The following is a 20,691-nucleotide window of genomic DNA, read 5'->3' on the forward strand; positions in this document are numbered from 1 at the left end:
CACCTCTGAAACAAACGAAAACAGAGCGCATTTGCGCTCTGTTTAAACAACCAAAGCCAGCAGCAATGCCTGGGTCTTTAGTTAAACTGCTATCACACCGCGTTTCTAAAGCAGGTCTTTAGGTGGCTATTGATGGCACTGAGTACTCGACTCCGGTCGATGATGCCAACCACCCTTCCCTCATCGAGCACAGGATAGATCTTAGGTTTTTGCCCCAACATGGTTTCCGCCACGGTCAGCACCGAATCGTTGCCCGTTACTGTCAGCACCTCAGTGCGCATACAGTCCGACACAATGGCATTGAGCTCACAGTGGTAACTGGCTTTCAGCATCAAGGACAAACAATCTTGTTCAGACACAAAACCAACTAGGTTGTCGTTGCTGTCTACCACCGGTGCTCCCGGCTGCTTGGCCTCAAGTAACGTCTCTACCGCCACGGCCAACGGCGTATTCGGTTGAAAGGTTACCGGGTGGCGCTGCATATAATCTTGTACTTTTACGGATTCCATTGTCGTCCCCTATATCACCAGTTCCTATTAACCTTAGCGGTGAACTCGGTTTTTTTCCTGTAATAAAAATCGGTTGTGACAATCGAGTCTTCCGCGATTTACTTCCGCAACTTCAATTTGTTACCCGGTATTTTTCTCGGCAATTGCTTTGCCACGAAAGCAATAAGCAAGTAACTTACCTGCTCCAATTAGTATTAGGACCAGATGATGTGGGTTGCCTTTACCCTATTAGCCGCATTTAGTCAGGCATGGCGCAACGCGCTGCAAAGCGAGCTCAGTAAAGAGGTTGATGCTCTCGGAGTTACTCTGGCTCGGTTTGTCTACGCCGGACCGATGGCCGCCCTTTACTTAAGTGGCATTTACTGGCTATGGCCAGCGGCACTGCCGACCTGGTCCTGGCAACTTGGCGGATTTATAGTCGCTGCCGCACTTATGCAAATCCTGGCAACCGGACTTATGATCCGGCTGTTTCAAATGAAAAACTTTGCTGTCGGTGCTGGCTTGGCAAAGAGTGAAGCCCTGTTCGCCGCCATCTTTGGTGTTGTGGCATTTGGCACCAGTTTGAGCCCGTTGGGCTGGCTGGGGGTGTTTGTCGGTGCCGCAGCGGTTCTACTGCTATCAGGCAAAGATGGCTTTAAACAATTGTCTTGGCCCACACTACTAACGGGAATGGCCTGTGGCAGCGCCTTTGCATTAACGTCGCTGTGGATTCGAGAAGCCAGCTTGGTGGTCAACGCGCCCTTTCCCCACCGCGCCGCTTGGGTACTACTGTTGGTCATCAGCCTACAAACCCTGATATTGCTCATCTATTTGGCACTAGTAAAACCTGACACACTTAAACACCTGCAACAACGCCGAATTTCAGTGCTTAAAATCAGTGCCTGCAGTTGCTTGGGCTCCATTGGCTGGTTTAGTGCGATGGCTTTAACGGCCGTGCCGCTGGTTAAAACCTTAGGCCAGATAGAAGTGCTGTTTACTCTGATGGTGGCGGCCCTGTGGCTTAAACAAAAAGTGCAGGTAAAAGAGGTCGGTGGTTTAGTGCTGATCGCCATCGCCGCCATCTTGGTGATCTGGGGATAACCGCCAAACTGATTCTGACGTTGACCTGTCTATAAATGTTAGGTTTACACTAAAGATGATTAGAGGAGATCCCATGCTAACCATAACTCAATTGGCCAAGGCGTATAACCTGTCCCGAACCACCCTACTCTACTACGAACGTCAAGGTTTGTTGATGCCCGCAAATCGGTCTGAAAACGGTTATCGATGGTATGGCGACAAAGAGCAACAACGATTACAACACATCGTAAACTATCGTTCTTTTGGGGTACCGATTGCCCAACTAAAAGCGCTATTGGAGCGACAAGATACCAACAATCAACAACAAGTGTTGGAGTGTCAATTTCATGCATTAGGGCAGCAAATTCAGTCGTTAAAACAGCAACAGCAGGCAATATTAGCCTTGCTGGAAGGTCGGCCAGACTGCGGCAGTGGTACCCTTGATAAAGCCCGCTGGAGCGAAATAATGGTGGCGTCCGGGATGAGCGATACCGAGATGGCGAACTGGCATACCCAATTTGAACGGCTAGAACCACAGGCGCATCAGCAGTTTCTTGAGTCGCTGGGGATCCCTCAACTCGAGATCACGCGACTGCGTAAACGCTTCTCCAACTAATTAATGCAATATCTGCTGGGCTGTGAGCTTTCGTGCGTAGCCGTAAAGCAAGCCAGCTACCACAAAGATCACCGCAGTAAAGATCAATGAGGCGCTGTCCCCAACCACCTCCAAGCCGTTATCCAGCACGAAGTTGTGAAAGGTGGTAACGATCATCGCTAACCAAGAGATGAGGAATACCGAAGCCGCCACCTTTCGCCGCATCAATAGCAATAGTGAGCCGAGCACGCCACCCCAAACTGCCACGGCCCAGCACGCCACAACCCAGGTGGGAAAGCCAAAGAAAAACTGCAATTGCTGCTCAGAAAATTGCGCTAAATACTCCGCGTTTTGGGTTTGGGTCATCACGTAGTCCAGCGATCCCATGGCATTCCACAGCAGCGCCAGTATGGCGATTACCCAGAAATGCCAAGGCGGGGTTACCGTTGTTTGCGACATCACAACCTCAAGCAGTTAAAAAATGGATGTATTTATTTTTAGCCACAAAGCTTTAACTGTCTAGTCAGTGGGTTAGAACACCAAAAGACAGTGACCTTCACTGAAGTTCCCATCAGCAGAAGAATCTCTCTCTATGAATGCCCCTCAAACTGGTTTGACCAGATAGTGTTCAACTGACACTATGACCCACAAACTCAACCGCAACGAGTCTCACTATGGACAGCTACAACGAGCAACAGATTCGCATCCAGTGCCAGGATGGCACTGAACTGGCGACCACTTTCTACTCGTCACCTCAACCCATTGCGGGGGTGATGCTGGCACCGGCCACGGGCATCAAGCGGCAGTTCTATACCCATTTTTGTCGCTTCCTGTGCCAGCAAGGATTTTCCGTACTGAGCTTTGACAACCGCGGCATTGGAGACTCCCTTGAAGGCCATGTAAAACACAGCTCGGCATCACTGCAATGCTGGGGTGAGCAGGATATGCCGGCAGCCCTTGAAGAGTTAAAACGCCGAGTCCCCAATGGCCCTTGGCATCTCATCGGTCACAGCGCCGGAGGCCAGTTAGTCGGGTTAATGGACAACGCGCTGGAGCTTGCCTCCATGGTGGCCTTTGCCAGTTCATCGGGCAGCCTGCGTAATATGAAGCTCAGTTACCAGCCGCTGGCTCAGTATTTTATGAACCTGTTCATTCCGGTAAACAACTGGCTATTTGGCTACACCAACAGTCAATGGGTTGGTATGGGGGAGCCTCTGCCCAAGCGCGTCGCCAACCAGTGGCGTCAATGGTGCAATGGCCAAGGCTATGTGAAAACCGCCTTTGGAAAAACCGTACATCGTCATCAATACGATGAACTGCAACTGCCAACCCTATGGATCAATGCCATCGATGACAACATCGCCTGCGATGCCAACGCCACCGACATGCTTTCGGTGATGCCTAAGATCAATGCCGAACGGGTGCGGCTGGACCCCAAGCAATACGGGTTAAAAGAGATTGGCCACATGAAATTTTTCAGCCGTCAGTGCCAGCAGTTGTGGCCAATGGCCAGCGATTGGCTGCTGAAACAGAGCCAGATCGCCGCCAAGGCCGTTTAATGAGCTTACTGAGTCGCCTTTGCAGCGGCTTCAAGGGCAACTTTATTTTCCATCACCCACTGCTCAAATGACATCGGCTTACGCCCAGTTAGCGCCTCAAATTCGTCACTGCTACCTTCACCATGACCTTCACGCCCGTGACGGTCGAAGGAGACGCTCATCTGGGCGATCGCTTCGGGTAAACCAAACCCCTTAAGCTTCTCAACAAAACTGTCATCGCTTACGTGAACCGTCTCAATAGCGAGCGCCGTGTGTCGATTCAACGTTGCCACCATCTCATCCACCGTCAAAGACTCAAGGCCGTTAAGCGTTAAGGTGCGCTTACCTGATGCTGGGCTAACCAACGCTTTAGCAGCCGCCAGCGCCAGATCATTGCGACCAATGTGGGCGACCTTGCCGCCCGCCGCGCTGGTCAGCCAATGCCCTGCCAAATTGGCACTTTGCAGCTCCAATAAGTTTTCGAAATACCAATTGTTGCGAACAATGGTCCAGCTTGGAATTTGGCTCAGCTCAATTGCCTGTTCACTGGCTTGGTGCTCATGGGCAAAGGTGACCGGCGAGCTATTGGGCACAGGCATGGAGGTGTACACCAGATGCTTTACGCCTGCCTTATCCGCGGCGGCAATCGCATTTCGGTGCAGCTCAGTGCGACTGCCAATGGCATCAGCGCTAATGAGCAGCATGGCATCGATGCCAGTAAAAGCCGCTTCCAAGCTGTTGCTGTCGGCGAAGTCTGCCACTCGTGTCTCAATGCCTTGCTGGGCATAGTGCGCCAGTTTCTCTTGGCTGCGGCCACTGACCACGATCTGAGAAGCGGGTAGGAGTTTTCGCAGCTCAGCCACCACCCCTTGACCCAATTTGCCCGATGCCCCTGTTACTAAATAGGTTTTGATTGTCATGACAGTCTCCCAATGACTAAAGGTTAAAATGGCGGTGCCAATGGTTACTGGCTTACCGGTGGAGACCAGCATAGAGAGTTGACGGCGGTGGATATACGGGGGATGATTCAACTCACTGTTAAGCCAAATTAACCAATTACCAAACAGTAGAGGCATAAATCATGCAAATGCAGGGGGCTTTAGATGACATGCTGGTGTTTGCGACTGTGGTGGAACAGCACTCTTTTACTGGCGCTGCCGAGGTACTGAATCTAACCCGAGCCCGAGTGTCTCAGATCATCTCTCGCTTGGAGCGACGCCTCGGCATTAAGCTGCTCGTTCGAACCACCCGCAGCCTGTCATTAACCGATGCAGGCCAGCAGTACTTTACCCAGTGCGTCGCCATTCGCGAACTCGCCGAACGTGCCAACAGCAGCCTTCAGCAGCGCAGTGAGCAGCCTCAAGGGGTGCTCACCATCGCCATGCCAATCGGCGTTCAGTTTATTATCGATCGCTTAAGCGAGTTTACCCAGCACTACCCAAAGCTGCAGATTAAACTGGTGGAGAGTGATCGCATTACCAATCTGGTCGATAAGGGAATTGATGTGGCCATTCGAGTGGGCCAACTCAATGACTCCAACCTCTATGCCAGTCGCGTTGGGGAGTTTACCGACATGCTGTGCGCCTCCCCTCAATACATTCGAAACCACTCATTGCCCACCTCGCCTGACCAGCTCCACAGCCTTGACTGGCTCAGCCACGGCGCCGCTCACGGCCATAAAAAGCTGACCCTGATCGGAGCCTCTGGGCAAGTGGTTGAACTCAAATTAAGGCCTCGTTTTGTGGTGGGGTCGGTTCACTCTTTAAAGGCACTGATGCTCGGCCATTGCGGTTTTGGCATTGCGCCGTCATTCGCCATCGAAGATGAGCTTAAAAGCGGCAAGCTGATTCGCCTGCTGCCCGATTGTCACGACGTTCAAGTGCCCATCTATGCGGTCTATCCTGAGAAAACCCTGATGCCAGTCAATACCCGAACTCTGGTGAACTTCCTAAAACAGAGCCCAATCTCTGCGTCAACGCCGCCAAGCTAGCCCTAATCCCATAAAGGGCCACAAGCAGTGGTGAGCAGGTATTTATTCAGGTTGATTTTAAGCTGGCCTAAACGCAAAAAAGCCCCTTAAGAGGAGCTTTTTGCGTGCAATATCTATGTGCCGAATTAACGGTAGTGGCGCATCCTTGCGAGGAAAGATTCTCCTCTACAGCGGAGGGGATTTCCACTTTGATAAACATTCACATCCGGCAGTTGTGCAGTGGTTCACAAAAGAGTTAGAGTCGTGAGCCAAGCCGCACAGGCTCAGCATCACAAACCCAATTCAGGTCAATAACCCAGGGTTGCCGACCCCATTCGGCGAGGGTCCGATGCCCCCATCAATCCTTGCTCAGTCCGCATGATCGACTGAGTGCTGCCCATGGACGATTTCACCTTCACTTTGTGCCCCATGGCTTCAAGCAGCGCCTTGGTATCAGGATTTATCGACTTCTCCACTCGCAGTTCGTCGGGCCACCATTGATGGTGAACCCGTGACGCAGCCGTGGCCTCAGCAATGTTCATGTCGTGATCCAGCACATTGAGAATCACCTGCAAAGTGGTGGTGATGATCCGCGAGCCACCCGGGCTACCGGTCACCAGATACGCTTGACCATCTTTTAGCACGATGGTCGGGCTCATGGAGCTTAACGGACGTTTGCCTGCCTCCACCGCATTGGCTTTGCCACCAATCAAACCAAAGCCATTTGGCGTGCCCGGTTTGGCGGAGAAATCGTCCATCTCATTGTTAAGCAGCACGCCGGTACCTGCCGCCACCAAACCTGAGCCATAACTGAAGTTCAAGGTGTAGGTATTTGAAACCGCATTCCCCCAACGATCCACAACAGAATAGTGAGTGGTTTGATCGCTCTCATAAGGTGCTAGCTTACCTGGGTGAATGTCGTCGCTGCGACTGGCCTTTAGGGGGTTGATGCTGTCAGCCAACTGTTTGGCGTAGGCTTGGCTAGTCAGCGCCGCTACCGGCACATCCACAAAGTCAGGATCGCCCAAGTAGAGGCTGCGATCCGCGTAGGCGCGGCGCATGGACTCGGCCATAACGTGGATGCTCTTAGCGCCGTTGGCGCCATACTCCTTGAGAGGAAAATGAGACAGGGTATTTAACATCTGGATGATGTGAATGCCACCGGAGGACGGTGGTGGCATGGAAACCACCTGATAGCCGTGATACTCCCCGTTTACCGGCGTACGCTCAACCACCTTGTAGTTGGCCAGATCCACTTCGGTCATGACGCCGCCAGCCTGCTGCACCGCCGCCGCAATGCGTTTGGCGGTTTCCCCTTTATAAAAACCAGCCTGCCCTTGTTTGGCAATGCGCGTGAGCGTCTGCGCCAGATCCAGTTGGATCAGTCGCTCGCCCGCTTTATAACTGCTGCCATCGGGCTTGTAAAAAATGACCTTGGTGCTGGGCCACTTACCGAGGCGGGATTTCAGGCCATTTAGGGAGTTAGCCAGATCCGGCGTAACAACGATCCCCTCCTTGGCCAATTTGATTGCCGGAGCCAGCACCTGAGGCAAACTCATGGTGCCGTATTTCTCCAAAGCTGCGATCATGCCAGCAACGGTTCCAGGCACGCCGACAGCCAAGCCGTGTTGGCGAGATAGAACCGGATCCGCTTCGCCATCGTCACCCAAGAACATGTCTCGATGCGCTTTTCCCGGCGCCATCTCTCGGTAATCGATGGCCACCTGAGTGTTGTTTTCAGCGCGGTGCAGCAACATAAAGCCACCGCCCCCTAAGTTACCGGCTCGCGGTAAGGTCACCGCCAAAGCGAATCCGACCGCCACCGAGGCATCCACGGCGTTACCGCCCTGCTTGAGAATCTCAACCCCAACTTGGGTGGCCAGCGCCTCTTGAGAAGCCACCATGCCATGTTCGGCCCACACAGGGTGGGCGGTGTCGATGCTACTGTAGATGGATTGGGATTTGGCGCTAATGCCGCCACTCACCAGTGCCAAAGGCAACAGCAGAGACGCAGCAATGGCTGAACGTATTTTGACTTTCACTTCATATCCTTATCGGAAAACTCCATTGCCAGCCACTCTACCTAAAACCCCTTTCGGATACAAAATCCGTAATTAATAAGGTTTACTTAACCTGATTATCTAAGCCCTGAACACAAATTCGGTGCTTTTTCATTTCTAGCGAAAGCAAGCTGTGGCTGAGATTGGTGGAAATAACGAGGTTAGGCTTAGGGTACTGCTCCGGTAAGGTGGTTGACTTAGCTACAGCGCTAATTGCCAACAACCAAGAGGCACTGTTGGACTGAAGAACAGTGTCCTAGGCATGGCAAGCATCAATATCGAGCGGGTTACCCCCAAGAACTCAATTTTCGTCGGTATAACACCACAAGAGTAAAAGGCAGCTTAACCCCACCAACTATGGTTGTCACAGTTGATGGGGTTAGTAGACTCTAGTTTGATGAGCTTTAGGTCTTCTTTCGGCCAGTAGCGGTCATTGGGTGGACTGGAGTAACGCCTCAAACACCGGCTTGGCGGAGATGACGGATTTTTGGGAACAAAAAAGGTAACAGCTTTGCTAAGTTCGCGAGCTTTGACCTGTTATAGGGCTTCACTGACCAAACTTCCTTCTTAGAGACTCAATTATTGGAGCATTACTTACTCCTACCGGAATTAAAGGGTCATCATCTGATTGAATGGCCATCACTTCTATATCATTTGGTCCTATCTTCCATGCTTCCAGAACATTAATATCAAACTTTCGAATTGATTTTTTCTTCGCTGATGAGTTCTCTATAATCCGTTCATTCTTAACTACTGAATAGCTCAACAAATAGCTTTTTCGGTCGTCAAATTCAGATAGAAATCTATCAAGATTTTCAGATGTCGAAGGGGTCATTGTGTTTATTCTGGCAATCATCTGTACAGTTTTGTTAGAGTCAAAACTAAAGTTTTCACTAATACAAACTCTGTAATGCGCAGGATTTTTTCGGTCAATATTTCTAATAATTGATATTCTTAAACGATCTTCTCTGTCTTCATTACCAATTTCATTTTCCAAATCTGCAAAAATCGCTTCTGCAGCTTGTCCATCTTCATAAAGTAAAGTTAATTCAATGTCCCCATTGGGATATAGAGCATATCCAGTTCCACGCCATACAGTTCTATCCCACAACCTTATTTTGATAAGATCCTGTACCTTCGTATCTTTATGGGTCAAGCTTTCACCATCAATCAAGCCTTCGGGTAGTTCTCCCTTACCAGGCTTCAAATCGGTCAATGGATTGATTGCCGGTTTGGGCTTTGGAAAGCTAGAATCCCATGGCAAAATTCGGAGCATGTCGTAATTTTTGTATTCAGGATCAAGCAGTAGAGACTTAATACGACTAACGGCATCATTACCCATTACGTTTTGTAAACCAACAAAGCATGATCCAAATGATACGGAACGCTCTAGAGCCCTGTCTTCACCAAGCATAGATTCCATAGTCCTCTCTGTATCTTTGGATCTGACCATGCGTGAGTAAACGTCAATTACAAAATCATGAAGCCATTCTTGAATAATTCTTTGCCCAGAAACGTTCAACATATCAGAGGTGAATGATGAACACAGTACATTCATTTTCAGCGTTCCACTTATATCATCTACTTCATGTGATATCTCAATTTCGTCATCGTCATCGGCTGTAATTTCAATTTCAAGGCGAGGCTCGTATACAAATACTTGATCAACCATTCCTGTTGATAAAAAACCTTCTATAACAGAAAGTAGTGTTTCCGCTAGTTCCACCAAAGGACTTCTAAACGGAAAAGAAACTCCAATTTCACAACCCATAACATAACTTTTCAAGTGACCATACCTTTCTTCGCAATTAATTAGTTCAGCCACAGGCGCACCTAAATCTGTATCTCTAACCATTTTTAGATAATCTATATACTCGTTGTCTATATTCAGTTCATACTCTTTTCTCACAAGATCTTCATGACCCAGTGAATATAACAACATAGATCTACTAACGAATAATTGCGCCCTATCCAAAAGATCGGGTAATCGCTGAATAAAACGTAGCTCATCGATAGGGGTATTGAGTATGCATTGAGACAAATATGCATCGAAAGAAAGGTATTCTGTTTCTGATATGGCTTCTTCTTCAACTTTAGACGAGACAACAGATGCCAGCTCCCACCATGCGAGAGCGTAATTTACGCGGCCTAACTGAAGTTCAATTTTAGCAAGCCGTACATATGCATATACTTGAGCAGATAGAATGTCACCGCTACGCCAAAATTCATCTGTAGCTATTGATGCAGCGAGCAATAAGTTCGCACGCGATGCCCAAAGCAAACCAACCTTCCTGTAAGCCGCTGAAAGAATATTTAATGCAGCATAAAGGTCTTTTTGGGACTCCTTCTTGTATAACGCGGCAAGAGATTTACCAATCAACTTTATTGATTGATATGGTTCGTTAGATTCAAGGCGCCTTGCACCCCTTTTTAGCCAGAGAACAGCTCCCCTAACCTCACCCTCACGACGTGAAGTGCACTCTGTGATATAGTCAAGTAAATTTTCATAACTCTCTAATTCACCAAAAAAACTATCCAACTCGGTAACCAAATCGGATACTTCATTAAATGAGAAGCCTACTAAACTCTCACCTTCTTTCATAATTTCGTGCATTGATGAAAATATGGCTGAAGCTTGGTCTATATCCTTGATGGAATGCAAATTTAGCAATTCAATATAAATTCGAGACATCAGAGAATTACTAGGTCGCTCATCTTTTTTTGCAAGCTTATTGAGTTCGCTGTTTGCCTCTAACAGAAGCGATTCAATATCCAAATCACTTTCACCTTCACTACCTCGATAGTAGCTCGAATAGAGACCAAGAAGCGATACTGTATCTCCCCATTGAGCAGATTGCTCAATTCCTTTCGCTATCTGTAAACATAACGAAAGCTGCTCGCCAAATATAGCAATATCTTCAAACCACCAATAGGCGGCCCAAGCATACTGATAATGAGCATTAAATCGATGGAAATTAGTGCCAAATTTGTCAGCCGCTTTAATAGCTCTTAGAAAAAGACCCTGAGTTTCAATTGAGGGCTTTTCGAGTTCCTTTGACAATACCGCGACCTCTAATAACCAATCTAATTGGTGAGGGAGCACCTTACTAGTGTCTATTTCATTTTTTATTAATTCTTCGAGCTCATTTAGCCTTACATTTCTAGCGTAGTCATTAACTCCGATTTCTATTTCTCGGCGCCAGTCTATGTCAATCGACAAACAATCAATCGCCAATTGTTCGTAGCCATTGGAAAAGATTTGATCTAGTATCCAAGAGATATCTAAAATTCTTACATCAATTCCAGTTTCATCCCTTAACGAGTCTTCCAGCTCACTTCGCTGATTAGCTTTTGTATACATATTTGTTACACAAAATGCTTTTTTGTAATCTCGGTCAGTGGCTTTTATTTTTCGAACATCTTTCCTGCACTTAGCTTTCCAATCTTCTTGTGTGCTTACTGCAAAAGCCCAACGTTCGTTATTGGAATTCTCTTCAACTCCAATATACCAAAGAACTTTAGATTGCTCTGATACAGGAAAGGTTTGTGTATCTACCTTTCCATCACCACCCGCAACCGGACCAGTTTGCTCTAGTAGATTAGGACAAATGACTTTTTCACAGAGTCTTTTAGCGAAATCTTCGAATGCCAACTCCATATTTCTTCTATTAAGCGTAGACAACTGAAATTCCAAAACAGAACGATCTAGTTTACCTACATCCTTTGTTATTGAATCTGAAAAACGCTCTGGTCTTCTAGCTTTTAGAAATGATTTTGGTGAAATACCTGAAGTACTTGCTATCTCTGCTTCCATTCTTCACCCTTTTTACTGTGAATATTTAAAGCCATTCTTTTAAAGGTTCAACGTTTAGTAGGCCTTTAAACCATCAATAAGCCCTATAACGCCGCGTTAAGTAGTGAGCAACGCCACCACTGAACCTAACCTGTTGTGCCGTAATCACTAAAGTTGACTCAAACCCAAAATGCCAAGCGTTGCGAATCCACCTTAAACGATTTGTTAGTTGTAATTCACGCGATGTAAAAAACACCAAGCCCAATAACAGCGATACCAATTAAATCTAGTATAGTGCCAATTTTTGTATTTGTTCTATTTCTAACTGTAAATTTGTACTGTGGAGTTACCGTTGTTTCGGCAGGGTGGTTTATCCACTCACCAACCCCAATTAGAAGAAAGCCTACTGAAATAATTGAAACAAGATCATTTGAAACCATTAAAGGGTATTTAAGAGACAGAAAAAAAGCGAACGCTGAAACAACCAAAATCACCTTATAGTATTGATCTAGTTTTAATGTTGACAAGACTTTTTCCATAATTTCTCCTTACAACTAACAGTATGTTATTGCGAATTCGCAATAAGTCCCGAACCCAGCAGGTGACCGCCCACGGTCACATAACGTACAACAATGTGACTAATTTACATTATTACCTATTAAAGACAATGGTTTAGATCAAATAGCTTGCGTTCTGGGGACGAAACATTAAATTCTTGAACGGCTGTAGTCACATATAGAAGCGAACCCTGATTCGGTCTAAGGGGCAAAGCTCAAGTTCAGGGTCACTGGATACCGGCCTTCGCCGGCAAAGCGATTATCGGCTCGTTGGGAATGACGCCTTTGGGCACATATCTGACAACAGGTTCCCTGCCATTTCCAAGCGCCTAGATCGAAGTTGGCCAGGTTATTCGCTTCTCTGAGCAGATGCATATGCATTCTTCCACCTCTAAAAGGCTAGATATGACCTTCGCTCCACTAATCTTCGCTGGCGGCTACAAAATCTCCCTAAACAAAAAAGCCCAGTGGTTAGCTGGGCTTGAATCGATGATGAAATAGAAAAAGGAGGCTAGAGAAAGCCGTTAGAAGCCGAGGTAGCTCACGCTGACGTACACTTCGGTGCCTGGGCCGAAGTAGCCGGCGTTATTCACCACCTCTTCGTCGAGCAAGTTGTTGGCTTTAATGCGCAGCTTCCAGTTCTCGGAAACATCATAGCCAACAGACAGGTTAACGATATGATAGGCATCCAGTTCGTTTGAACCATCGGTGGTTTCGCCTCGATAGTTGTACTCCAGCCCCAGATCCGCGTTGTCCCATGCGTAATTCAGCAAAAAGTTAGCGCTGTGCTCACTGCGGTTGTCCAACTGCTTATCGGTGGCGTCATCGACGGCATCCAGATAGCTGTAGTTCAGTTCAGTCTGCCAGCCACCCTGTTGCCAGCCAATGCCGGTCTCTACGCCCTGAAGTGTGGCTTCATTAACATTAAATGGCTTGTAGATTGGCCAGCCCCAATCATCAAGTTCATCGGTGGCTTGCCAATCAATAAGGTTTTCAACGTCGGTCTTATAAGCACTGACAAAAGCGCTCCAGTTTCCACGCTGATAGTTAAGGGTTACTTCCGAGGTTTCCGAGGTTTCTGAATGAAGATCTGGGTTACCGGAACCTGGGTAGTAAAGATCGTTAAAGGTTGGCACTTTGAAAGCGGTGCCGTGGGATGCACTCAATCGCAGTTCCGGCGTCAACTGATAGCCAGCGCTCAAGTTGTAGGTCGCTTCGCTGTCGACACTGCTGATCTCATCCACGCGCACCACCGCTTCGGTAATCAGTCGGTCTGTCTGGTACTGAAGTGCAGTAAACAGGCCAAAAATATTACGGCTGTCTTTACCGTAAGCGGTGCCATCCACCTTCTCTTGGCCCCAATCGAAACCGGTTGAGACAGTAAGTGCTTCCAGGTTCACCTTACCCAACCAGCTCAATTGGTCGCGATTGGTCACAAAGTTGCCGCTTTTCTTACCATCAAGCAGGGTCTTGTTGTCGTCCTGCATCTGAGACAAGGTAATGCTGCTTTGCAACAGATCGTTGTCGAAATGCGCACCCAGTTGGTAGTGGTAGTTCAAGTATTCGGCGCTGTTAGCACCGGGGTCATAGTTACTGTCGTAGTCGTATTCACCGTCGGTCAACTGCCCAACCCAGCTCAGTCGCCATTGATTGTTGAGTTCCTGCTCGCCATTAAGGCCAATACTGACTCGCTCATAACCATCGTCGTCGGTTTCGCCGTCGTTTTTCGCATCAAAACCGTCGCTCTGTTCGCCATTGACACTCAATGTGGTGTTGCCATCACCATGGCTGATTCCCACGCCCGCAGAGAGACGACCATAAGCATTTGAGCCAGCCTCACCAGTGGCATACCACTCCCCAGATTCCAGCTTACGGGTGAAGATCTGAATCACGCCACCGATGGCATCGCTGCCCCACATGGCGGCACGAGGCCCGCGAAGCACTTCAACTCGCTCAACCTGCTCTGGCGGCAAGCTAGAGAGATCCGCCCCGCCAGTTGTCGCCGAGCCAATGCGAACGCCATCGATAATCACCAAAGTATGAGAGGTATTGGCACCTCGGATGCTCACAGACGTAATCTGCCCAGCACCGCCCGCATTGACCACATTAATGCTTGGCACTGACATCAGCAGATCCGCTACCGATTTAGGAGCAATACGATCGATCTCTTGTCGATCGATGGTGTCGATAAGCATCAACTGGTCGTCGATATTCTGTTCGAAGCGTGAGCCGGTAACAACGATGGTTTCAATGTCATCGTTTGCAAGCGCCGGCGCCGCACAAAACGACGCAGCAACCGCAATGGCCACAGAGGTTGGAACAAAGCGCAATAACGCACTCATAGAGAACTCCTAGTAATGAGTGGATGCGCGGGAAACTGGCGAATACGCCAAATAGCAGACAGGCAAAAACCAAGAAAAGCCGTCAGCTCAAGAAACCCGCTTGAGACAAACTAATACTTTTAGGTAGGTCTCCTGGCTTTCAGCATCCCAATGTGTCCCTTCCCAGTCTTCACCAGTGGATATGACACATCGCTCTGAATCACAGTTGCAGGTACAGCCGCGGATTCGCACCGCGTTCCCCGTTATGCCCTAAGGCACCTAAAAGATGGGGGCAATATAATCCTTAACACTGGCTGAAACCATGCGGAACATCACACTCAAGCGGGATGCCGATAAAGTGTGTGAAATATTACAGTAATCCCGTTAACTCCACGCTGGAGCCGCGAACTTGGTTTAAAAAGATCAAATCCCATTCAGTGAATTTGGCATAAAAAAACCCAGCCGAAGCTGGGTTTCTCGAACGCATGAATAACGCAAATTACAGGGCGTAGCTGAAGCTCAACATCACCATGTGGGCGTTGTAGTTGTTATCAAGCTGACCTAACGAGTACAGGCCGTACACGCCATCTCCGGGATAGTTCAGGGTATCGATATTGGCATAATCGGTATCGAAATAGCGCTCATACTGATAGCTCAAGCCCAAGGTCATCTTTTGGCTTAAATCGTAGTAGCCCGCCAGCTCAACACTGTGACTGTATTGACGATAGTTACCCAGATCATCCTGAGATGAGGTGTCGGTCCAGCTCTGGGAGTAGCTCAGAGTGTAATCCAGCTCAAAGCGAAGCCCCAGATCCGCCAGTTCATACCGGGCACCGGTTCCCACATAGCCGAACTCATCGTCATTGGTTGCGCCCCAGTCCTGGCCATATTGCAGGTTGTCTACCCACTGATAGCCACCAAACAGATCCAGATTCAGCGCTTTGGTGACACGCCAGTTTAGGCTGCCATCCAGACCGTAATCCTCAGACTCAATTAACCCCACTTGGGTGTCATCGTAATCATCGAACGCATAGTGAGCTTCCAGATCCACGCTCACAGCGGACGTTGGGTAGTAACTCACGCGGCCTTCAACGTAACTGCGGTCGCGGTCGGCCAGATGATACTTACGCATCAGATCGCTGGTCTCACTGGAGGTCAGTGCATTGGCTTCAAAATCATCGCCACTGCGCTGAGCCAGACCGGCTTTGATGCGCACATCAAACAGCTCCGGTGCGGTCCAGGTAACCTTAGCCCACAGATCCCCTTCGTCGGTCTCTTCGCGATCGCCGCCGCTACGCTCAGTTAGGGCGTAATCGATACCCGCACTGAAACGTAAGCCTGACGCGATACGATAGTCTGCGGCCAACTTATAACGCTGACGGTCAACGTCATAACCCACATAAGAGCTTGCAACACCGGTCACGGGATCGATGGTGATGGCACCTAAGCTGGCGTAATCGGTTTGATTATCACGCTCACTGTAATCGATGCTGGCATTCACTCGCAGTCGAGGTGTGATGCGGCTGCTTAGTCGCAGATTGGCATTCAGCGTATCGACTTGGGTTTCCGCGCTTTGAGTGGGATCGCTCCAGCTGACGATGGCGTCATCCTGACTCATTTCACCGGCGGCGATGCGGCCACTGATGTGGGTGGCACCCACACGGTAAAAACCATCGAGATAACCGCTGTAAGCTTGGTTATCGGTCGCTTGACTCTGGGTCAATGGGTTGCCATAAAACTCATAATTGATGGCATCCACATCGTTTTTAAACCAACTGCCCTGGTATCCCGCCGTGGCACCCCAATTGGCACCGCCAATGCGAGCGCCCGCATTGAGGTTGGTGGTGTTATCGTCAATCTCTTGGGCATAGTTCGCCGCATCAATGCCGCCACTGGTCAGGCTGGCACGTCTAGCGCCATCACGAATCTGATGATTCATGTCCACAAAGGTGGTCACCATGCCCATTTTGGCTTCGGCTGCAAAACCGATAACGTCACGACTTTTCTCCAGTTCCACCGACTGCGGTGTCTCCAGCTGTGACGCACTGTTGCCATCGATGCTGACAACACTCTGGCCATTAAGGCTATCGACTTTATGCAACTGGGCGTAGCTCAGTTCATACTGCCACTTGCCCGCTTGTACGGTCTTAACGCTGGCTGAGCCATGCTTGGAGCCCATCTCATCCAGCACCAACTGACTGCGCATGCCATCTTGATGAACTTTAAGCAAGTCAGCATTCACCGCACCAGCAAAGCCATCCTCATAGCCAGTGGCGTTGGAGGCATGATCGTTATCTTGATCTGCCGCCCCCGCCTTCACACCAACAACACCGGTAAGCGACGCGTCATTGCTGCAACGTTTACAGGCCCATTTGTCCTGATTGAGTTTTTCGGTATTGGCGCTGTTAACACCAAAATCGAAAGCGTGGGCGCCAAAGCTTAAGCTCGCTAACGCCAGGGTGATCAGATTCAGTTTCATCTCTGTAACTCCTTAACGTTAAAACTGCAGAGCTCGACCCTTAGGGCTATTTGAGCCGTGGATCTGGGTGTGGCAGTTCAAGCAGCCCTGACCGGCAACTTGGATAGACTGATTGGTACCAGGAATGGTGCTAGGGTGGCCATCTTCGCTGTGGCACTCCTTACACAACATCGGTACGCGAGTCTTCAGTAGGTTGTCGTTTACGCTGCCGTGGGCATCGTGACAAATACTGCAATCTTCAACGACGGGGGCGTGCTCCCATAGGAACGGGCCGCGCTTATCGGCGTGGCACTGGTAGCAGTTGTCATTCAGCACCGGTTGTTTCAGTGCTGCATTACCAATGTCGCCGTGGGGGTTGTGACAACTGGTGCACTGCATCTGATCGCTAGCAATAGGGTGAGCACTGCGTTTGTGGGCAGCGCCGGCCTGGCTTTGGTGGCAGCTTTGGCAGGTGTCATTTTGAGTGCGCTTGTCCAGAATCGGATCTTGAGCCACGTGAACCTCATGACAACTTACGCAGCTCACTTCCTCCATGTCATGGAGTGAATTGTGCCACTGGGACTGCTCGCCATCTTGGTGGCAGGCCAAACAGACAGAGTTTTGCATGGAGGCATCCAGAGCCGACTCATCGCCAAAGGCGATCATCGGTTCATTCTTACCTTTGTGCTTACCCTGGGGGCCGTGGCAGGCCTCACATTGCAACCCGGCCATGGGGCCTTGTTGAGTGTTGCCATGCACCCCGTCAAACAGAGCCATCACCTTGTCATTTTTCTTGTGGCACATCAGGCAGCCATCTGCGCCTTTCTTCGAATACTTGCCTTGCTCAAACTTGTGCATCAGCACATCCAAGTCAGACTTGGGCGTTTGAGCCGCATAGCTAGAGGCGCACAAACCCAGCATCAGCGGGGCGAGCAGCACGCCCAAAGGACGAATTTTTAACTTCATATGGTTATCTCGATTCATCATCACATCAGTACCCCTTTTGAGGGATTACCGAGGACAGTAACCAAGGCTTTTTTAAAAAGCTCTGGGAGTTTTCACAGCTTTTTAGGGAGTGAGATCGAGGTCGCCTATGAAGTTAACGAAACCGCAAGAAAAGAGAGTAACAAGGAGGAGTTAGGCAAAAAAACGCCCGAGCGACAAGGCTGCGGGCGAGTCAAGGAAAACCATTTTGGCTCAAACTAAGAGGGTCACACCTCAGGATTTAAGATGACCGGACGTAATAAATTGTGAGAAACGCTCACACCAGATGATGGCGGCTTCATACTGGCTCAGATCGACGCCGGGAGGCAGTGACAACGTAAAGCCGTCAAAGCGGTCGATGGCACCAACATGCAGCGCTTGGGCTTTCATGGCCATAAACTCATCCTCAGTCTCGACGTACTTAGGGATCAGGTAGAGCTTGTAATCCGGGCCGGGAGCCAGCTCGCCGCGAAATGCGAACTCGTTGTCGTTGATAAAGAACTCCCCTTCTCCCCAGTGCAGGGCATCACTGTCGATACGATTGCGATCAAATACGCCGGAATACTGCGCAGAAGTTTCCACCTGAGCAATGTGCTCACTGCTGACCGCCTCTCCTTGAGTCAAAACGGGCAGCAGATAGATCCCAAGGGCCAATCCCATTAAAAACACCACCACATGGGTAAAACTTAATACCAGTAACCGCGACATTCGCTTTCTCCTTTTCGTCATACTGTTCTATGTAACGTGGTGGCGCCCCACTCTTAACCAACAAGACCTAGGAAACGGCAGTTCCATTTCAATATATTTAAAAATAAACTTTAAAACCTAACCTAGAAGCCTCCCCACAGCACAGTATTGTTGATTGCCGTTGGAGGCTGAGTACGCTCATGATACTTTGGCAAAAAATCATGAGTTTAACTGCCCCATGCCACTGCAACCTGAACCTCACTGGTGGGATCTGCGCCGCGCCTCTGCCATTCAACGCCTGTTGGTTTTGCGCACCTTTATTTTAGCGGCCCTGACTCTGCTGCTGCCTCTGGCGGATCTGGTCGATGATCAAGTAGGCCAGTTTGCTAACTTGATCCCGGTGATCAGCCTGATGATCGCCTTCCACATCCTTAGCTTAATGCGCTATCGCCACAACCGAGTCATTAGCACCCGAGCCATGCTGATTCAGGTACTGAGCGATCTGGCCTTCCTCACGGTCATTCTTCACTTTAATGGCGGCGCCACCAACGCCTTTGTCTCGCTGCTGCTGCTGCCCATCGTGTTCGCTGGCGTGAGCCTGACGGTAGGCTATCTGGTGCTGGTGACCCTACTGGCCGTTATCGCCTATGGCTATCTGCTGGCCACCATGCCAGAGCACGCCATGCATATGATGGACATGAAGCAGCACTTTATCTTCATGGGCGCCAACTTCGTGATCTCTGCTTTGGTGATTGCGCTGGTAGTCGGAGCCATGGCCAAGATGATCGCCGAGCGCGAGCGCCTGATGGCAAAACAGCGCGAGGAGCAGCTTCGTAAAGAGCAGCTTCTGGCTCTGGGCACCGCATCGGCTCAAGTTACCCATCAGCTGGCAACCCCGCTTAGCAACCTGCAGCTGCTGTTTGAAGAGCTGCAGGAAAACTACCCAAGCGATCCCGCCGTCACCGAGATGGCCGAGCCTTTGGAACAAACCGCGCATCACCTAGGCTATTTTAGAACCCTCGCTACCGCCATTCGAGAGGGCAAGCATCAACCCATCACCATCAGCGAACTGGCACACACCCTCAGTGAAGCGGCGCTGCTGCACTTTCCCAACCAGCAGCTCTCTGTGGCGCCCATTGAAGAGGATGCCACACTGATTGCCGATGCCATGCTGCTGCCCGCCTTGCTGAATCTGGTGCAGAATGCAGCCCGAGCAAACCAGCAAGCCAACCAGAGGCAGATCGAACTAAGCAGCGAAGTCTCTGGGGAGATGGTTACCCTTCGCATCCGCGATCATGGAACAGGCATCGATGTGGACAAACTCAAACGTTTGGGCGCCCAGCTGCAGCGAAGTCAGGAAGGGCTAGGCATGGCGCTTATGTTGACCAACGCCACCTTCGAACGCCTAGGGGGACAGCTGCACCTAAGAAACCACGTGAATGCCGGCGCCATCGCCGAAGTTCGACTACCCATAGAGAAGCCCGCCGATGAAACTGCTCATTATTGAAGACGATCTGGCCTTTGCTAACACCCTGTGCCGTCGTATGGCTCACCATCAATTTGAGGTGAAACATGGGGCGACCCCCACCGACGGCTTGTTGATTGCGAGACAGTGGCAGCCCAGCCACATCTTGCTGGACATGAAACTTGAACAAGAGAATGGCCTGACTCTGATAAAGCCGCTGCGAAGCCTGCTGCCTGAAGCACGCATTGTGCTGTTGACCGGTTTTGCCAGCATCGCCACGGCCGTGGAGGCGATAAAGCTTGGGGCAGATCACTACTTGGCAAAACCCGCCACCAGCCAAAGCTTGCTGCAAGCCTTGCTAGATAAAACGCAAGCGCCAGCAATTGAAGAGACCGAGGTGATGTCTCCCGAGCGACTGGAGTGGGAACACATCCAACAAGCCCTACAAGCAAATGGCGGCAATGTCTCCGCCACCGCCAGAGCCCTAGGCATGCACCGACGCACCCTACAAAGGAAACTGCAGAAAAAGCCCGTCAGCAGCTAGCACACCGCCCTAAAAGCCGCCGATAACCGGCGGCTTACCTCGCTCCAATCGGCATTAAATGCCTTCTAATACAGACAGATAAATTCAACATTTGTCCCGTCACCGCACACATTCTCGGTAACATTTGACGTTTGACCTTGATGGCCACTCAA

16 protein-coding genes and 1 riboswitch are annotated in these 20,691 nt (G+C 49.7%); of the genes, 6 read left to right on the forward strand and 10 right to left on the reverse strand.

Annotation, left to right across the window (positions count from 1 at the left end):
* Positions 1-92: 92 nt before the first annotated feature.
* Positions 93-509: a CBS domain-containing protein gene (locus FCL42_RS17620; RefSeq protein WP_136864751.1), complete on the reverse strand. Its 417-nt coding sequence runs from the start codon at positions 507-509 to the stop codon at positions 93-95.
* A gap of 207 nt (positions 510-716) precedes the next feature.
* On the opposite strand from FCL42_RS17620, the gene FCL42_RS17625 reads away from it, so the two are divergent.
* Together FCL42_RS17625 and FCL42_RS17630 are read left to right on the forward strand one after the other, a co-directional pair.
* The gene (locus tag FCL42_RS17625) at positions 717-1,589 is read left to right on the forward strand and encodes a DMT family transporter (protein WP_136864811.1); all 873 of its coding nucleotides are present in this window, start codon (positions 717-719) and stop codon (positions 1,587-1,589) included.
* A gap of 73 nt (positions 1,590-1,662) precedes the next feature.
* Positions 1,663-2,184 (forward strand): MerR family transcriptional regulator, encoded by a 522-nt coding sequence (locus tag FCL42_RS17630; RefSeq protein ID WP_136864752.1) that lies wholly within the window; start codon positions 1,663-1,665, stop codon positions 2,182-2,184.
* On the opposite strand, the gene FCL42_RS17635 is transcribed toward FCL42_RS17630, so the two are convergent.
* Positions 2,185-2,622 carry a hypothetical protein gene (locus FCL42_RS17635; protein ID WP_136864753.1) on the reverse strand — a complete coding sequence of 146 codons (438 nt, stop codon included), beginning with the start codon at positions 2,620-2,622 and terminating at the stop codon, positions 2,185-2,187.
* A 215-nt stretch (positions 2,623-2,837) separates the two neighbouring features.
* Here FCL42_RS17635 and FCL42_RS17640 point away from each other — a divergent pair, with 215 nt between their 5' ends.
* The gene (locus FCL42_RS17640) at positions 2,838-3,722 is read left to right on the forward strand and encodes an alpha/beta hydrolase family protein (RefSeq protein ID WP_136864754.1); all 885 of its coding nucleotides are present in this window, start codon (positions 2,838-2,840) and stop codon (positions 3,720-3,722) included.
* 5 nt (positions 3,723-3,727) lie between these two features.
* Here the strand turns inward: FCL42_RS17640 and FCL42_RS17645 are convergent, their stop codons facing one another.
* A complete protein-coding gene (locus tag FCL42_RS17645; RefSeq protein ID WP_136864755.1) occupies positions 3,728-4,621 on the reverse strand; it encodes an NmrA family NAD(P)-binding protein in 894 nt (297 codons plus the stop codon).
* Positions 4,622-4,782: 161 nt separating this feature from the next.
* On the opposite strand from FCL42_RS17645, the gene FCL42_RS17650 reads away from it, so the two are divergent.
* Positions 4,783-5,691, forward strand: a complete 909-nt coding sequence (locus FCL42_RS17650; RefSeq protein ID WP_136864756.1) for a LysR family transcriptional regulator — start codon at positions 4,783-4,785, stop codon at positions 5,689-5,691.
* Positions 5,692-5,978: 287 nt separating this feature from the next.
* On the opposite strand, the gene ggt is transcribed toward FCL42_RS17650, so the two are convergent.
* The 7 genes from ggt to FCL42_RS17685 all read right to left on the reverse strand — a co-directional run bounded on the left by ggt (position 5,979) and on the right by FCL42_RS17685 (position 18,551).
* Complete coding sequence (ggt, locus tag FCL42_RS17655; protein ID WP_205729299.1) at positions 5,979-7,712, reverse strand: gamma-glutamyltransferase; 1,734 nt, start codon at positions 7,710-7,712, stop codon at positions 5,979-5,981.
* A gap of 565 nt (positions 7,713-8,277) precedes the next feature.
* Positions 8,278-11,544 (reverse strand): hypothetical protein, encoded by a 3,267-nt coding sequence (locus FCL42_RS17660; protein WP_136864757.1) that lies wholly within the window; start codon positions 11,542-11,544, stop codon positions 8,278-8,280.
* Positions 11,545-11,759: 215 nt separating this feature from the next.
* A complete protein-coding gene (locus FCL42_RS17665; RefSeq protein ID WP_136864758.1) occupies positions 11,760-12,062 on the reverse strand; it encodes a hypothetical protein in 303 nt (100 codons plus the stop codon).
* A 542-nt stretch (positions 12,063-12,604) separates the two neighbouring features.
* Positions 12,605-14,422: a TonB-dependent receptor domain-containing protein gene (locus tag FCL42_RS17670; RefSeq protein ID WP_136864759.1), complete on the reverse strand. Its 1,818-nt coding sequence runs from the start codon at positions 14,420-14,422 to the stop codon at positions 12,605-12,607.
* Between the two features lie 105 nt (positions 14,423-14,527).
* Positions 14,528-14,699, reverse strand: a riboswitch (cobalamin riboswitch).
* Between the two features lie 201 nt (positions 14,700-14,900).
* Complete coding sequence (locus tag FCL42_RS17675) at positions 14,901-16,880, reverse strand: MtrB/PioB family decaheme-associated outer membrane protein (RefSeq protein WP_136864760.1); 1,980 nt, start codon at positions 16,878-16,880, stop codon at positions 14,901-14,903.
* Between the two features lie 18 nt (positions 16,881-16,898).
* Positions 16,899-17,846 carry a DmsE family decaheme c-type cytochrome gene (locus FCL42_RS17680; protein WP_407644380.1) on the reverse strand — a complete coding sequence of 316 codons (948 nt, stop codon included), beginning with the start codon at positions 17,844-17,846 and terminating at the stop codon, positions 16,899-16,901.
* 231 nt (positions 17,847-18,077) lie between these two features.
* The gene (locus FCL42_RS17685) at positions 18,078-18,551 is read right to left on the reverse strand and encodes a DM13 domain-containing protein (protein WP_136864761.1); all 474 of its coding nucleotides are present in this window, start codon (positions 18,549-18,551) and stop codon (positions 18,078-18,080) included.
* 217 nt (positions 18,552-18,768) lie between these two features.
* Between FCL42_RS17685 and FCL42_RS17690 the strand changes: the two genes are divergently transcribed.
* Both FCL42_RS17690 and FCL42_RS17695 read left to right on the forward strand, forming a co-directional pair.
* A complete protein-coding gene (locus FCL42_RS17690) occupies positions 18,769-20,037 on the forward strand; it encodes a sensor histidine kinase (protein ID WP_136864762.1) in 1,269 nt (422 codons plus the stop codon).
* Positions 20,018-20,539, forward strand: a complete 522-nt coding sequence (locus FCL42_RS17695) for a response regulator transcription factor (RefSeq protein ID WP_136864763.1) — start codon at positions 20,018-20,020, stop codon at positions 20,537-20,539. Before FCL42_RS17690 ends, FCL42_RS17695 begins: the two co-directional genes overlap by 20 nt.
* The last annotated feature ends 152 nt before the right edge of the window (positions 20,540-20,691 follow it).

This window comes from Ferrimonas aestuarii (genome assembly GCF_005116665.1).
GTDB lineage: Bacteria > Pseudomonadota > Gammaproteobacteria > Enterobacterales > Shewanellaceae > Ferrimonas > Ferrimonas aestuarii.

What these genes read in the sequence shown, in the direction of transcription:
- FCL42_RS17620 (WP_136864751.1), bottom strand. Translation starts at nt 509, where the DNA reads ATGGAATCCGTAAAAGTACAAGATTATATGCAGCGCCACCCGGTAACC.
- FCL42_RS17625 (WP_136864811.1), top strand. Translation starts at nt 717, where the DNA reads ATGTGGGTTGCCTTTACCCTATTAGCCGCATTTAGTCAGGCATGGCGC.
- FCL42_RS17630 (WP_136864752.1), top strand. Translation starts at nt 1,663, where the DNA reads ATGCTAACCATAACTCAATTGGCCAAGGCGTATAACCTGTCCCGAACC.
- FCL42_RS17635 (WP_136864753.1), bottom strand. Translation starts at nt 2,622, where the DNA reads ATGTCGCAAACAACGGTAACCCCGCCTTGGCATTTCTGGGTAATCGCC.
- FCL42_RS17640 (WP_136864754.1), top strand. Translation starts at nt 2,838, where the DNA reads ATGGACAGCTACAACGAGCAACAGATTCGCATCCAGTGCCAGGATGGC.
- FCL42_RS17645 (WP_136864755.1), bottom strand. Translation starts at nt 4,621, where the DNA reads ATGACAATCAAAACCTATTTAGTAACAGGGGCATCGGGCAAATTGGGT.
- FCL42_RS17650 (WP_136864756.1), top strand. Translation starts at nt 4,783, where the DNA reads ATGCAAATGCAGGGGGCTTTAGATGACATGCTGGTGTTTGCGACTGTG.
- FCL42_RS17660 (WP_136864757.1), bottom strand. Translation starts at nt 11,544, where the DNA reads ATGGAAGCAGAGATAGCAAGTACTTCAGGTATTTCACCAAAATCATTT.
- FCL42_RS17665 (WP_136864758.1), bottom strand. Translation starts at nt 12,062, where the DNA reads ATGGAAAAAGTCTTGTCAACATTAAAACTAGATCAATACTATAAGGTG.
- FCL42_RS17670 (WP_136864759.1), bottom strand. Translation starts at nt 14,422, where the DNA reads ATGAGTGCGTTATTGCGCTTTGTTCCAACCTCTGTGGCCATTGCGGTT.
- FCL42_RS17675 (WP_136864760.1), bottom strand. Translation starts at nt 16,880, where the DNA reads ATGAAACTGAATCTGATCACCCTGGCGTTAGCGAGCTTAAGCTTTGGC.
- FCL42_RS17680 (WP_407644380.1), bottom strand. Translation starts at nt 17,846, where the DNA reads ATGATGAATCGAGATAACCATATGAAGTTAAAAATTCGTCCTTTGGGC.
- FCL42_RS17685 (WP_136864761.1), bottom strand. Translation starts at nt 18,551, where the DNA reads ATGTCGCGGTTACTGGTATTAAGTTTTACCCATGTGGTGGTGTTTTTA.
- FCL42_RS17690 (WP_136864762.1), top strand. Translation starts at nt 18,769, where the DNA reads ATGCCACTGCAACCTGAACCTCACTGGTGGGATCTGCGCCGCGCCTCT.
- FCL42_RS17695 (WP_136864763.1), top strand. Translation starts at nt 20,018, where the DNA reads ATGAAACTGCTCATTATTGAAGACGATCTGGCCTTTGCTAACACCCTG.